The sequence below is a fragment of the Akkermansia sp. genome, assembly GCF_020860705.1.
Taxonomy (GTDB): domain Bacteria; phylum Verrucomicrobiota; class Verrucomicrobiia; order Verrucomicrobiales; family Akkermansiaceae; genus Akkermansia.
This window is the reverse complement of record NZ_JAJBTT010000013.1, coordinates 29,844-44,281: the sequence shown is the minus strand read 5'-3', so window position 1 is coordinate 44,281 and position 14,438 is coordinate 29,844. Positions and strand designations below refer to the sequence as shown.

Annotated in this window: 11 protein-coding genes and 1 tRNA gene; 8 read left to right on the top strand and 4 right to left on the bottom strand. The window is 53.3% G+C overall.

Annotation, left to right across the window (positions count from 1 at the left end; translation table 11 throughout):
- The 3 genes from LIO64_RS02580 to LIO64_RS02570 form a co-directional block, all read right to left on the bottom strand.
- Positions 1-854: hypothetical protein (locus tag LIO64_RS02580; RefSeq protein ID WP_290547889.1), on the bottom strand; the 854-nt coding region annotated here is incomplete at its 3' end.
- A 185-nt stretch (positions 855-1,039) separates the two neighbouring features.
- Positions 1,040-2,047 (bottom strand): hypothetical protein, encoded by a 1,008-nt coding sequence (locus LIO64_RS02575; protein WP_290547888.1) that lies wholly within the window; start codon positions 2,045-2,047, stop codon positions 1,040-1,042.
- 4 nt (positions 2,048-2,051) lie between these two features.
- Positions 2,052-2,744 carry a hypothetical protein gene (locus LIO64_RS02570; protein WP_290547887.1) on the bottom strand — a complete coding sequence of 231 codons (693 nt, stop codon included), beginning with the start codon at positions 2,742-2,744 and terminating at the stop codon, positions 2,052-2,054.
- 328 nt (positions 2,745-3,072) lie between these two features.
- On the opposite strand from LIO64_RS02570, the gene LIO64_RS02565 reads away from it, so the two are divergent.
- The 6 genes from LIO64_RS02565 to LIO64_RS02540 all read left to right on the top strand — a co-directional run bounded on the left by LIO64_RS02565 (position 3,073) and on the right by LIO64_RS02540 (position 11,343).
- Positions 3,073-3,810 carry a metallophosphoesterase family protein gene (locus tag LIO64_RS02565; RefSeq protein ID WP_290547886.1) on the top strand — a complete coding sequence of 246 codons (738 nt, stop codon included), beginning with the start codon at positions 3,073-3,075 and terminating at the stop codon, positions 3,808-3,810.
- 246 nt (positions 3,811-4,056) lie between these two features.
- On the top strand, positions 4,057-5,445 hold the full coding sequence (locus tag LIO64_RS02560) for an ABC transporter permease (RefSeq protein ID WP_290547885.1): 1,389 nt from the start codon (positions 4,057-4,059) through the stop codon (positions 5,443-5,445).
- Positions 5,446-5,450: 5 nt separating this feature from the next.
- The gene (locus LIO64_RS02555) at positions 5,451-7,058 is read left to right on the top strand and encodes an ABC transporter permease subunit (protein ID WP_290547884.1); all 1,608 of its coding nucleotides are present in this window, start codon (positions 5,451-5,453) and stop codon (positions 7,056-7,058) included.
- A gap of 24 nt (positions 7,059-7,082) precedes the next feature.
- Positions 7,083-9,332 (top strand): extracellular solute-binding protein, encoded by a 2,250-nt coding sequence (locus LIO64_RS02550; RefSeq protein WP_290547883.1) that lies wholly within the window; start codon positions 7,083-7,085, stop codon positions 9,330-9,332.
- 4 nt (positions 9,333-9,336) lie between these two features.
- Positions 9,337-10,314: an ABC transporter ATP-binding protein gene (locus LIO64_RS02545; protein WP_290547882.1), complete on the top strand. Its 978-nt coding sequence runs from the start codon at positions 9,337-9,339 to the stop codon at positions 10,312-10,314.
- Positions 10,315-10,335: 21 nt separating this feature from the next.
- Positions 10,336-11,343, top strand: coding sequence for an oligopeptide/dipeptide ABC transporter ATP-binding protein (locus tag LIO64_RS02540; protein ID WP_290547881.1), 1,008 nt, complete (start codon positions 10,336-10,338; stop codon positions 11,341-11,343).
- A gap of 366 nt (positions 11,344-11,709) precedes the next feature.
- On the opposite strand, the gene alr is transcribed toward LIO64_RS02540, so the two are convergent.
- Complete coding sequence (alr, locus tag LIO64_RS02535; RefSeq protein ID WP_290547880.1) at positions 11,710-12,813, bottom strand: alanine racemase; 1,104 nt, start codon at positions 12,811-12,813, stop codon at positions 11,710-11,712.
- A gap of 220 nt (positions 12,814-13,033) precedes the next feature.
- On the opposite strand from alr, the gene LIO64_RS02530 reads away from it, so the two are divergent.
- Positions 13,034-13,108, top strand: a tRNA-Val gene (locus LIO64_RS02530).
- A 389-nt stretch (positions 13,109-13,497) separates the two neighbouring features.
- Positions 13,498-14,355, top strand: a complete 858-nt coding sequence (locus LIO64_RS02525; protein ID WP_290547879.1) for an EamA family transporter — start codon at positions 13,498-13,500, stop codon at positions 14,353-14,355.
- Positions 14,356-14,438 lie beyond the last annotated feature (83 nt).

The window sequence follows — 14,438 nt, the reverse complement described above, 5'->3', positions numbered from 1 at the left end:
ACACCTGGCTTTGTCTCATTAAGGCTTTTTACTGCCGGCTGCACTAACTTTGCCGCAGCCGGAAGAACACCTGGCTTTGTCTCATTAAGGCTTTTTACTGCCAATTTATCCATTTTTTGCTTATTTCTAGCATTATTTTTTGAGGCAATAAAATTCTTATAATTCTTTTTAAAAACATCTAATATCACCGGTGGTATTTTTTCGGGGTTATAATCTGAGTATTTAAAAGTCAATACAGGATATCTCTTCGTATTTAATATTTTAGAGAGGCGATCCCGATCGTCATATTCGAATATATAGGATCTGTTTTCTACTCTAAGCCAAGAAAGTCTCTTTTCCTTCTTATAATGATAAGTACACTCAACAAGCTTTTGTCCTTCGGAAGAAGTTATTCCTGCTACGGAGTAATTGAGTTGAAGACCACTATTGAATGTTAGCGAATGCAGACGTTTTTTCCTGTAAACCATTTCCCATTCTTTGTTGCATGTAATCAACAATAACTGTTTGCGAGGATCCTCTTCCATGGTATAAGTAACCATTTTCCCGTTTTGATGAAGAGTATTTTTGTATTTGGGACTATTATATTTGCGGTACAGGTAAATTTTCTGTCCTCTAAGATCCCGTATCTGAACTGCTGTTTCACTTGTATGTACAACATAATAATCCAAGGGAAGAAAAACCCAGTTTTTCCCTATGACCGTCTCACGGCCCAGTTGAAATTGAATGGTAATGGGAATGGACAATCCTTCGTTAATCTTTGCTGTATCAAATTGTTCACTATATGGTGATTGATAAGACCATTCAGAAACTGGACAAAAAATCTGAGCTTTTCCTGCACAAGAAATCATTAACAAGCTTATATATACAATAAAGCTTATTTTTTTTGTTCGAAAAAATGTAGATTGATTGCTCACTGGCATTGTACTGATTTTATATATAAGAATTTATCTCCATATACTTTTTAAATATGATAAAATTTAAATTAGCGGATATATATTCCAGTTTATAAAAACAACTTCTATTTATAAAATGTGTGTAATTATACTACAGTAGCAAAAGATAACTGATGTTCTACGTTTTTGAAATCAAGAAGAAAAATAACCTTTTTACCATCAATCTCCTTATAAAGTACTTTGGAATACTTTCCTTTAATATTTACCTGATTCACTATACCTGCTTTCAATAAATAATTTTCCGTCCCATTTATCAATTTTACATTGCTATTAGTGGAAATTTCAATAACCACCTGATCTTCTTTTAGATGATAATTAAAACTATTCACCATCAGCATAAAATCACCTCCTTCACCGCATTCTTTAGATGAACAGCCAGAACCTGCACAGACAGAACCTGCACAACTAGAACCCACACACACAGAACCTCCGCAGGTAGAAGCTATGCAGGCAGAGGCTCCGCAGCCAGAACCTGCACAGATAGAGACAGCACAACCAGAGGCTGCGCAAGCAGAACCAGCACAACCAGAAATTGCACAGAGAGATCCTACGCAACCAGAAGCACCACAAGCAGAACCTCCACAGGCGGAACCTCCGCAAGCAGATCCTCCACAGACAGAACCTCCGCAGGCGGAACCTCCACAGGCAGATCCCCCACAGGCAGATCCTCCGCAAGCGGAACCTCCACAGGCAGATCCCCCACACCCAGACCCTGCACAACCGGAACCACCACATCCTGAGGCAGCACAAGCAGAACCAAAACAACCAGAGCCACCACATGCTGAAGCAGCACACCCAGAAACGCTACATCCACTAACAGGATTCCAAATAAAGATCCAACGAGTTTCGAGATTTTCATCTACCATGCTGTTGGAATTAAACTCTAAACTTCTAAATCCATACTTTACACCCTCCTTTCCTGAAGAAAGGCCAAAAAACAATGCACCATCATCAACATCCATGTTCTTCATGTGAGATGAATGAATGACATTGCTAAGCACCATTTCATTTTCTCCAAACTCTTTAGGACAATACGCCGCTAAAAAAACGGCAGCTATTGCTGAAAATATACAACATATAAGTTTCTTTTTCATAATATTATCTTTCCTGTTGGGCGATATTTACTGCCTGCGTATCTGCATCATTAAAGCTTTTGTTTGGCATGAGAGGAACATCCAAGGCCGGCACCACATACTTGGAAATTATTTCCTGTGGATCCACCTCAACATTCGGATAAGTATATGTATTAACTATAACTGTTGTGCCATCATTTGCAATAATTCCACTCTGCAATGATTTTCCTTCTGGAGTAACCAGAACATTAAATATCAGGCTCTTTGTGCCTAGAGCAACCATAGCCTCATTCTCTTTTACCTTAATACTGAGTAAGTAATTTCCTGTTTCTGTTTTTTTAACACTTAAACCATCCGAAAAGCTTGCTATTTCATTATAACTACACGGTTCAGTAGGCATTTTCCTCATAAATTTCTCCACCTTTGTAGGATTTCTGGAAAAATCATAACGATACACACGCTGCTTCAAAGATGGAAAATAAGCCTCTTCCTTAGAATCTTTATTTTTAAATACAGCAAATCCATATTTAACAGGATTTTCAAAATTTATCAATGTCAACCAAGTTGTATTGAACGTGTCTCCAAAAAAATAAAAATCAGCCGTCCCATTCACCCCTGATGTAGTGAATGTTGATTTTATTAGCATGGGCGGATCAATATTATTCGTCCATTCGTTCATCTTATTTATTATCCATTCGGGAGTTTTCTCCGAGTTCATGGAATTTATTTTTTCTGTTGTATTGCTTTCTGCTATGGAAAAATTTGAGAAAAACAATAGGCTTAACCAATATGAAATGATTCTAACCTTCATATATTTTCCCTTAACACAAATTTTTATTCATGTCAACCAAATTTCATCATTTTCCATAGGAACCATCTTTCATGCTTTGCTAAACCTTGCCAAATAGAGTTAGGCACGAGAAAAACTTGATTTGAAGCTAAAAAACTTTTCGCGTGTTTTTCTATCTATAAACCGCACGACGCTTCCTCCATTTCCCGGCTTGGCAACTTTCCGAAAAGGTGCTATACTTTTTTCCCGCAACACCATGAGTAGAATAGCCCTGATCAGTGACATCCATGCCAACCTGCCCGCTCTGGAAGCGGTAATGAAGGATATAGAACAGCTGCAATGCGACGCCGTTTACTGCCTGGGTGATATTGTAGGCTACAATGCCAACCCGTCCGAATGCCTTGAATTTATCCGTAGCAGCCAGATTCCTACCGTACGCGGCAACCATGATGAGGAAGCCATTGGGGAAGACAATCCGGCAGGCATGAATCCCGTGGCTTACCATGCCCTGATGTGGACGCGCCAGCAGCTTTCCGACGAACAGAAGAAGTGGCTGCGCCGCGCTCCTTTCCAGCGCATCCTGCCCAATGAAATCGTTCTGGTGCATGCCACTCAGGACAAGCCCAATTCCTGGTCCTACGTCACGAATGTAGATACGGCTACGCATAGCATTAACATGCTCCGGGACAATCAGTTCCTGTGCTTCAACGGCCACACGCACGTCCCGCGCACCTTCATCCGCCATGAAGGGAGCATCCAGGAATATGAATCCGGGGACATCCAGCTTCTCAAGACCAACAAGTACCTCATCAACGTGGGTTCCGTAGGCCAGCCCAGGGACGGAGACCCCCGCGCCGCCTACGGCGTGCTGGATGTGGACGGCATGGTTTACTACCAGCGCCGCGTGGAATACGACGTGGAAGAGGCGCAGAAGCGCATTCTGGCCGCCGGACTCCCGGATATGCTGGCGCGCCGCCTGGCGGAAGGAATATGATCCTCTGCGGGCAAGTTACAAGATGCCAGATATCAAAGATTGGATACAGTGGCTGTGATGGCTGTGGAGGATTGTCCCCTTCTCATCTTTTCCCGTTCAAAAACTCTTTTGAAACACAAGTACAGGGAAGCTTACTTCTTGTCTTTAACCTCCGGTAACTGATCATTGCCCTGCCGGAGTTCCTTCCCGCAGGGCGGATTGCGGCTTGCCTCACATGCCACAAACCAGTAGAGTTCTGCGCGACGAATGAAGACCTATATCATCAGACGACTCCTTCTCATGCCCCTGACGCTTCTGGGAGTCACGTTCCTCGTCTTTTGCATAACCCGTTTTGTTCCGGGAGGTCCCATTGAGCAGATGATGCAGCAGCAGAGCATGAGCGCTCTGTCCGGCCAGAAAGCTGGATCCCAGCGCGGCGATAATAACCTGAGTGAAGCGGATATGGAACGGCTGGAAGAACAATACAGCCTTCAGGAACCCATTATTACCGCCTATCTGCAATGGCTGGGAGTGCTTCCTAAAAAGATTTTCATTTCCCGTGAGGAATTCGGACAAATCGGCGGAGTGGAGCCGGCGGACAAGGAAGATGAATATTCCGGCATTTCCGATACGCACACCCGGATCAACCTGAATGAAACGGGAGAACAAGTCGTCGTCGTACGCCAGGACAAGGATTCCGACGGAGTGAAGGATGCGTTCTTTTCCGGCACTCCGTCCAGAAAAGCCGTCTCGGAAGGCTGGACCGTGGACATAGAATCCCCCATGGACCGGGCGGAACGCTGGGCGCGCCGCATGCGGCAGACGGACAATGTGGAAGCCATTCAGGACAAGGCAAAAGGCTATGCCTGGCGGGCCGTGATGTATAAGACAAGCTTCGACGGCCTGCTCCAGGGCACCATGGGCAATTCCTTCAAATATAATGAACCGGTGTGGGACATGATCAAGGAGCGCATCCCCGTTTCCCTGTACTTCGGCATCCTGAGCGCCATTATTACCTATTCCGTCTGCATTCCCCTGGGGGTGTTGAAGGCCATCCGCCACAAGAGCCTGGTGGACAACATTTCCTCCGTTCTGATTTTCCTGGGATATTCCGTACCAGGCTTCGCCCTGGGCGCCGTGCTGGTGGTTTATCTGGGCGCGCGGCTGGAATGGTTCCCGCTCTGCGGGCTCACGTCTCCGGACTTTGCGGACATGGGCTTCTGGGAACAGGCCGGAGACCTGCTGCACCATACGGTGCTCCCCCTGATTTGTTACGTGGTCAGCTCCTTCGCCATCACGACCATGATGATGAAGAACAACCTGATGGACAACCTCTCTGCGGACTACATCAGGACGGCCATGGCCAAGGGCGTGAGCTTCAAGGGGGCCGTCATCAAGCACGCCTTCCGCAACTCCTTCATCCCCATTGCCTCCACACTGGGCAGCCTCATCAGCCTGATCGTTGCCGGCTCCATGCTGGTGGAAAAGGTCTTTGATATCCAAGGGTTCGGCATGCTGAGCTACCAGGCCCTGATGGACAAGGATTACGCGCTGATCATGGGCACGCTGCTGCTCACCTCCTTCCTGATGGTGCTGGGGAACCTGCTCTCCGATATCATTGTGGCCGCCGTGGACCCGCGCATCAAATTTGAATAATACACATGGTTAGAAAACTGGCATACCTTCTGGTCATTCTGGCGGTCCTCACCGCCGGGGGGGAGCTGTGCGGCCTGCTCCTGCCCACGTTGAGCTGGCCCTTCACCGTCTCGCGGGAAATGAGCATGCTCAATATCGTCTGCACGGACCAGAATAACGGCGGCCTTCTGACGCCGCAGGGAAAATTCCTGTGGTTCGGCTGGGCCTGCGTGCTGGTCATGGCCGGGATCGGCTTCTGGATCATGCTGAAAGGACCGCGCCGCTTCCACCCCACGCCGATCACCAAGCGCCGCATTCAGCGTTTTAAAAGCATCTCCCGCGGCTACGTTTCCCTCATCATCCTGCTGGTGCTGACGCTGCTGGCCTGCATGGACCAGTGCCTGGTGGGCAAGCGGGCGCTCCTCGTCGTCCAGGACGGCTCCTGGTACTTCCCCGCCATCATGCGCAAGGTGTACAAGGGCTCCACCTTCGGCCAGACCGGAGACTTTGCGGATGCGGAAGCCAATTACCGAGAACTGAAAAAGCAGGCCGGCCAGCCGGGAAAACCCTCCCTCGTGATCATGCCCCTGGTTCCGTACGACCCCACGGGGGATTCCACCAACCCCGGTTCCGAAGCCCTGACGGTGAATGAGGACGGCCTGGTCTGCGAATCCAATGGCAAGCCGTACTCCGGCCTGGCCTCCCGCCTTCACAAGGATGAAGAGGCCCTGCCCCATATCAGCTACAAATTCCGCAAGGGAAGAAAGGTGGACCGCGCCACCGGCTGGCTGGAAGACAGGACGGAAGTATACAGCGCCACTTATGAAAACAACCAGATCGTGGCGGAACACTACAGCGGCCCCGGCACCAAGGAGGACTTCCTGAAACAGACGGACGAACATAAAATCAGCCGCATCTTCTACCACCCCGCCCCCCCGCTCAAGGGAGGCCACCTTCTGGGAACCAACACCCAGGGGGCGGACATTCTGGCCTACCTGTACGGCGGCCTCCAGGTCAACATGAAGGCCGCTATCTTCTATCTTCCCATCGTCTACTTCATCGGCATCACCTTCGGGATGATGATGGGCTACTTCGGCGGCATGTTCGACCTCGGCATGCAGCGCCTCATTGAAATCTTTTCCCAGGTGCCCTTCCTGTTCATCATCATGATTATTTCAGACATGGTGCCGCTCCAGATGAAAGGCATGTTCCTCATCCTTGGCCTGCTCATCATGTTTGGATGGATGTCCATGACCTACCAGCTCAGAACCTCCACCATGAAGGAAAAAGCGCGCGACTACGTGGCGGCCGCCCGCGTGCTGGGGGCGTCCACCAGCCGCATCCTCTTTATCCACATCCTCCCGAACCTGGTCGCCATCCTGGTCACGCTGGTGCCGTTCAGCGTTTCCGCCCTGATTCTGGCCCTGGCCTCCCTGGACTACCTGGGCTTCGGCCTTCCGGACACGTACGCCAGCTGGGGCCGCCTGCTCAACGACGGGCTGGCGGACCTTTCCGCCAGCTGGGTGGTTACCTCCGCCTTCTCCGCCCTGGTCATCACGCTTCTACTCGTCACCTTCATCGGCGAGGCCATCCGCGAGGCCTTTGACCCCAAGAAATTCACCACCTATAAATAAAAAAGACTTCTGTTCCGCCCTCCCATGCCCAAGCTGTTCCCCATCCTCCGCACCCTCCTTTCTTCCGTGACGCTGTCCCTCCTGCTGACAGCCGGCACCGGTTGTAAGGATTCCTCCCAATCCCAGGGGGTGGGCTGGCAGCCGAACGTGCCTTTCGGCACGCTCCCTCCGGGGTTTGATTCTTTCCCGGAACGGTGGAACAAGCAGACCAATGACCGTCTGGCACGGGAAGAAGCCGCCAAGCAAAAGGAGATACGGCAGCTCCGTGATCAATTCTTCAAGGAGGAAGACCCTAAAATCAGGGAAAAACTGCAAAGCAAGCTCATTGCAGACGAGGCCGCCCTGTCTGTCATCCACCGCAGGCAGACGGAAGGGGACTACATCAAATTCAAGACTCCGGCGGACATTCCGCAGGACCTTAAATGGGAGGACGGACTGGATAATCCGGAAATAGGCGATCCGAACGCCAAAAAAGGCGGCGTGCTGCGCCAGTGGGCTCCGGGTTCCTATCCGGACACGTTCCGGCCCAACGGCCCGAACAGCAACAGCGGATTCCGCGGCCCCCTGTATGATGAAATCATCATCGGCCTCGTTTCCATCCATCCGGTCACAGGAAAAATCATTCCCGGCATCGCCCATAAATGGGCGGAATCCCCGGACAGGCGCACCGTTTACTTCGAGCTGGACCCCGACGCCCGCTACACGGACGGAGCCAAGGTAAAAGCCATTGACCTGCTGGTAAACATGTACATCCGCACCTCGGAATACAGCCGGGACGTCTTCTACAACAACTTCTTTTACCAGAACGCCTCCAACATCACCATCTACGACGACAGCCGCTTATCCATCACGCTTCCCTTCGCCAAGCCGCTGCTCCCGTTCTACTGCACGCTGTTCCTCCCTTCCCCTCCGCACTTCTACTGCGAATTCGGCCCCAACTATGTAGAACGCTACCAGTGGCGCGTACCGCCCACCACGGGCGCCTACGTAGTGAAGCCGGACGGCATCATCCGCGGCCGCCAGGTAACGCTCCAGCGCGTGCCGGACTGGTGGGCCAGGGACAAGAAATTCACGAAGTACATGTATAACGTGGACCAGATCGTGTACAACTTCATTGCGGAACCGTCCAAGGCCATTGAACTTTTCCGCATCGGGGAACTGGACGTCATGAACATCACGAAACCGGAACTGTGGCACGAACGCATGGAAATTCCGGAAGTCCACAACGGCTACATCAACCGCAGCACGTTTTACACCATTTATCCGCGCCCCCCGTACGGCATCTTCCTGAACACCTCCAAGGCCCCCTTCAATGACCTCAACGTGCGGCTGGGCTTCCAATACGCCCTGAACATCCAGAACATCATTGACATTACCTTCCGCGGAGACTACCAGCGGCTCAACTCCTACAACTCCGGCTTCGGGAAATTCACCAATCCCTACATCAAGGCGCGCCCCTACTCCCCGGAACAGGCCCGTTCCTACTTCGCCAAGGCCGGTTACACCATCCCGTGCCCGGACGGAATCCTCCGCAAGCCGGACGGCACCCGGCTCACCGCCGCCATCACCTTCCCCAACTCCTCCCCCTCCCTGGCCTCCACGCTGGGCAAGCTGAAGGAAGACGCCCGCAAATGCGGCCTGGAAATCCAGCTGGACCCGCTGGACTCCACCGTGGCCTTCCGCAAAATCATGGAAAAACGCGTCCAGGCCTCCTTCATGGCCTGGGGCTTCACGCCGCCCCATCCGATGAACGAACAGGGCTTCCATTCCCGCTACGCCTATGACGAACGCGGCAGCCTGATCACCTACACCAATAACATCTGCGCCTATGCGGACAAGGAGATGGACAAGCTGCTGGACGATGAAACGAATGCCGCCACGGAAGACGAACTTCAAAAAGCCACATGGAAGGTGCAGCAGAAAATTCATGACGAAGCCCTGTGGGTCCCCTGCTGGACTACGGAATTCGTCAGGCTGGGCTACTGGCGCTGGGTCAAGTGGCCCAACAGCGCCACCACGCAATTCTGCCATCCGGTCGTGTTCGACCCGATGGAAAGCTACCTGTACTGGGTGGATAACGACGTTAAGAAGGAAACGATGGAAGCCAAGCGGGAGGGAAAAACCTTCGAGGAAGTGGACACCGTGTACGACCAGTACCGCTACATGGACTCCATCGACAGCCTGGATAACAAGGAAGGCGGCGGCAAACTGCCCTCCGTGCCCGTCATTCCGGAAAACGGCGGCCCGCTGGACCCCTCTGCCACGGAGAAATAGTACAATGAGCGAACCCCTGTTGGAAATCAAGAACCTGGTTACCGGATTCGAGACGGAATCCGGCCTGCTGAAAGCGGTGGACGGCGTCAGCTTCACCGTCCCCAAGGGAACCTGCGTAGGCATCGTGGGAGAATCCGGCTGCGGTAAAAGCGTCACGGCCATGTCCATCGTCCGCCTGCTGCCCCAGCCCATGGGGAAAATCCTGGACGGCCAAATCCTCTTCAAGGGCCGTGACCTGGTCCAGGCCAGGGAAACGGACATGCATGAAATCCGCGGCCAGCACATCGGCGTTATCTTCCAGGAACCGATGACGGCGCTCAACCCCGTGCACAGCATCGGCAGGCAGATCGGGGAATCCCTGATGCTCCACCGCGGCATGAACGCCAGGGAAGCTCGGGACGCCGCCATCCAGCTCCTGCAGCGCGTCCGCATTCCGGCGCCGGAACAGCGCGTGGACGAATTCCCCCACCAGCTCTCCGGCGGCATGCGCCAGCGCGTCGTCATCGCCATCGCCCTGGCCTGCCATCCGGAACTCATCATTGCAGATGAACCCACCACGGCCCTGGACGTCACCGTGCAGGCACAAATCCTCTCCCTGCTCAAGGACCTTCAGGCGGAAATGGGTTCCTCTTCCATCCTCATCACGCACGATTTGGGCGTCATCGCGCAGAGCTGTGACTCCGTGGTAGTCATGTACGCCGGGCGCGTGGTGGAAAAAGCCCCCGTCCGGGAACTCTTTGCCAATCCCCGCCACGCCTATACCAAAGGCCTGCTGGCCTCCATCCCTCAATTAAGCTCCGTGCGCAAAACCAAGCTGCCTACCATTCCCGGGCAGGTGGCTTCCATTGCGGACTTCGTGCCTGGTTGCCGCTTCTGCCAGCGCCAAGGGGTGCCCGTGGAAGAACTCACGGAACGCCCGCCCCTCGTGGAAATATCCCCGGACCACTTCGTGGAAGCCTGCCCCCGCTGCGCCAATCTTTAACCCTTTCCCCCTCCTCTCGCCATGCCGGAACCACTCTTGCAAGTCAACAACCTGAAAATGTACTTCCCCGTCCGCTCCGGGATCTTCCTGCGGCAGGCCGGATGGGTGAAGGCGGTGGACGACGTGTCCTTCAGCATCTACCCCGGCGAAACCCTGGGGCTGGTAGGAGAATCCGGCTGCGGCAAATCCACCATCGGGAAAAGCATTGTCCGCCTGCTGAAACCCACGGGAGGCTCCATCCAATTCAACGGCAAAAACATCGCCACGCTCTCCCAGCGCAAAATGCGCCCCCTGCGCCCGCACATCCAGATGGTCTTCCAGGACCCGGCGGAATCCCTCAACCAGCGCCAATCCATCGGCCAGATCGTGGCGGAACCTTTCGTCATTCACCGCATGGGGACGCCCGCCGCGCGCCGGGAATGGGTGCGCGGCCTGCTGGACCGCGTGGGAATGCCGGACAGCGCCATTGACCGCTTCCCCTTTGAATTCTCCGGAGGCCAGCGCCAGCGCATCGGCATTGCACGCGCCCTGACGCTGAACCCCAGCCTCATCATTCTGGATGAACCCGTTTCCGCGCTGGACGTATCCGTGCAGTCCCAGGTGCTCAACCTCCTTCTGGAACTTCAGGAGGAACGCAAGCTCTCCTACCTCTTCATTGCCCATGACCTGGCGGTGGTGAAACACATCTCCGACCGCGTGGCCGTCATGTACCTGGGAAAAATCGTGGAAATGTCGGATGCGGAAACCATCTACCAGTCCCCCAAACACGCTTACACCAAGGCCCTGCTGGACGCCATTCCGGAACCGGACCCCGCCAAAGCCAACCAGCACCAGCCCCTGCCGGGAGACGTTCCCTCCCCTATCAATCCGCCGCTCGGCTCCGCCTTCGGCCACCGCATCCAGCACCCTTCCTATCCGGAAACGGTGGGAGCGGACCTGACCCCCGTGGAAATAGAACCGGGCCACTGGGTAGCCCCGGACCCCTGCTCCCTGGAACCGGAAGACTGGAACAAGGTCCGCCAGCGGTAAAAACGCGGAAAAATGTTAAATTCGTTTCCTGTCGTAAAAGAGGGGCCTAGAGGTAAAGCCTCTAATTCCAAGGAAATTCAGGGGTGTGAAAAGGTATGCAAAAACGTTGATGAACCATGTCCTTACCGTTCCGGCAGCCTGGGAATGAAGGCCGCATGGCCTTCATCATTAAAAATCCTTCCGGAGCGCAGAAAAGCCTCCATTCCGTTTCGGAAAAACAGCCATGAGGGGCAGGAGCCCCTCACTCCCAGGAGAATCACGGCCATTCAAAACGACGGGTTGGAGACACCAGTTCACCGTAGCCTTGCAGCTTCGGCTCCGTCTATCCAGCAAAAAACAAACGGGCTCAAAACAGCCCGCGTTCTCTTACACGTAAATCCGCGGCACGCGGGAACTGATGCTGGTCAGCACGTTGCTGGGGATGGTATTGGCGCGACGCGTCAACTCCTCCCAGCTCACGTTGGGTCCCATGATCTCCACCAGGTCCCCGGTCTCCACATGGTCCATGTAGGTGACGTCCACCATGATCTGGTCCATCGTCACACGGCCCAGCACCGGGCAGTACTGGCCGTTGATATACACGCGCGCGCCCTGGTTGGACAGGTACTGGAGATAGCCGTCCGCATAACCGATGCCGATGGTGGCCACCTTTGTGCTCCCCTTCGTCATATAACAGTGGTTGTAGGAAACGCCATGGTTGCCCGGCAGCGTACGGATCAGGGTAATACGGCTGTACAGGGTCATGGTGGGCTTCAGCTCCTTGTTATAGGGGGAAGGCATGGGGGAATACCCGTACAGGATTCTTCCCAGCCTCACCATGTTGGCGCAGGGAGCCTTGTAATTGAACACGGCCGCGCTGCTGCACAGGTGCCGGAACTCATACTGGTACGTTGCGGAAAGCTCATTCACCGCTTCCGTAAAACCGCTGATCTGCCCGTGCGTAAAGGAAATATCGTCCGAGGCCGCGGACAAATGGGAAAACACGCCTTCCAGATGAAGATGCTCCAGCTTCCTGAGCTTCTCCGTCAGGCCATGCAGCTCACTGGGCAGGAAGCCGCTGCGGCCCATCCCCGTATCCACGCCCACATGGACATGCACGGGCTTGTTGTACAGAGCCCCCAGGGAATTGAAATGCTCCGCCTCCTCCATGCTGGAAAGGGCGGCTCGCCAGCCGTTCTGCACAATCTCCTCCCGTTCCCCGGCAAAACAGGGACCAAGGATAAAGGGACAGGTCTTTACGCCGGCATCGCGCACCCGGCACGCTTCCGCCACGGTCGCTACGCCAAAAAAGGCGCACCCCTCGTCATCCAGAGCCTTCACCACGCCTTCCAAACCGTGGCCATAAGCCTCCGCCTTCACAATAGCCATCTGGCGCTGGTCCGGCATCGCGCGGCGGACGACGTTCAGATTGTGCCTCAGTGCGTTCGTATCAACCTCGGCCCAGGCTCTGGGAGGGCTTGTGCAACTCATGCCCGGAGTGTAAAAAGACGGCTGATGCTGTACAAGCAGGAAATCAGCCACCATTCCCCTTTCCTGCACAGGATAATGGAAAATACTGGCAATCAGGATCTTGTTAGAATGAAACAAGGAACCTTGAGAGAAGGAAAGCAGCTCCACTTTTTCACTCGCCTTCAAAAAACTCCTTGCCAATCCCATGCATGAACGATATATTTCCTCCCGCACTGCAAATGCGCGGTTAGCTCAGTGGTAGAGCACATGCTTCACACGCATGGGGTCACTGGTTCGAAACCAGTACCGCGTACCATTTTCATAAACGCCCCGGAATCATGTATTCCGGGGTGTTTTTCTTTTTAATGTGAGTCTTTATTTTAGCGAATAACAGAAATGCCCTTCTCTTCGGGATGACTCAGAACAAAATGTCTAAAAATATTTCAACTATGATTGATAAAACTATTTGATTGACATACTTTATCAATTGTAAGGAGAAAAAACAACAACTCTTATTCCGCGTCCCCAGTATACCAAACGCATTGCTCCGTTTATCGGCAAGAGTTTCATTCTGCGCCAGGTGATGTAGGAAATTCACAGGAAGAAATGTGACGCTCAACGATATGATTCTGGGCCTTCTTCTTTAACCAATGGCACCGCATGGGCATTGACTTGCCTTCTCTTTCTACATATGCTCCCGCTCTCATGTCTGCGCTGCTGATCACGTCTTTCATCTGGGCGTTGTCATTTGGACTGTTGGGGAATTGCCTGTCCGGCCTTCCTGCCAGTTTTGTCGCGCTGACGCGCATGGCAGGTTCCCTGGCTGTTTTCCTTCCCTTCGTCCGGAAAGTTCCGTTCAACCATGCCTTCGGGATGATGGGGATAGGCGCCGTCCAATTCGGAGGCATGTACCTTTGCTATATCGCAGCCTTCCACTATCTGCCTTCGCACCAGGTTGCCCTTTTCACGGCCACTACGCCGATTTACATCGTTTTGATCAACGGCCTGATGAAAAGAAAGCTGCCTCCGCTCCATCTGGCGGCGGCCATTCTTGCAGCCGTGGGAGGCGCGGGCATCCTTTGGAAAGGATATTCCGCCGGCAATGGTGAACTCACGGGGATTATTCTGGTGCAGCTCTCCAACCTTTGTTTTGCGGCAGGACAAATGGCCTACATTTCCTTGAAGGACTCCTGGTTCGGGGGAAGTGAGGCTTCCTGCTTCGCCTATGCTTACGCAGGCGCTCTGCTGGTTACATTACCTTCCGGATTACCGTCGGGGCTTGCCTGCTGGCAGGATATTTCAGCCATGCAATGGTGGCTGCTGGTCTATTTGGGAGCTATCCCTTCAGGAGTCTGCTTTTTCCTCTGGAATTACGGCGCACGCCGGGTGACGCCCGTGAAGCTGGCCGTCATGAACAATCTCAAAATTCCCCTGGCGGCGCTGATTTCCCTGCTCCTGTTCAGGGAGCAGCCCCATATGTTCCTGCTGGCCCTGGGATGTCTGCTGATCCTGGCCTCTTTTTTAATCACGCCCATTCCTATCGGGAAAGCTTCGCAGAAATAAGCTTCAGGCGCCCATGCTCCGGGTTTTGGCCGGCCATTTAGTTTCCAGGTTTTCCCTTCATGGCTTCCGGAAGGGCATGACAC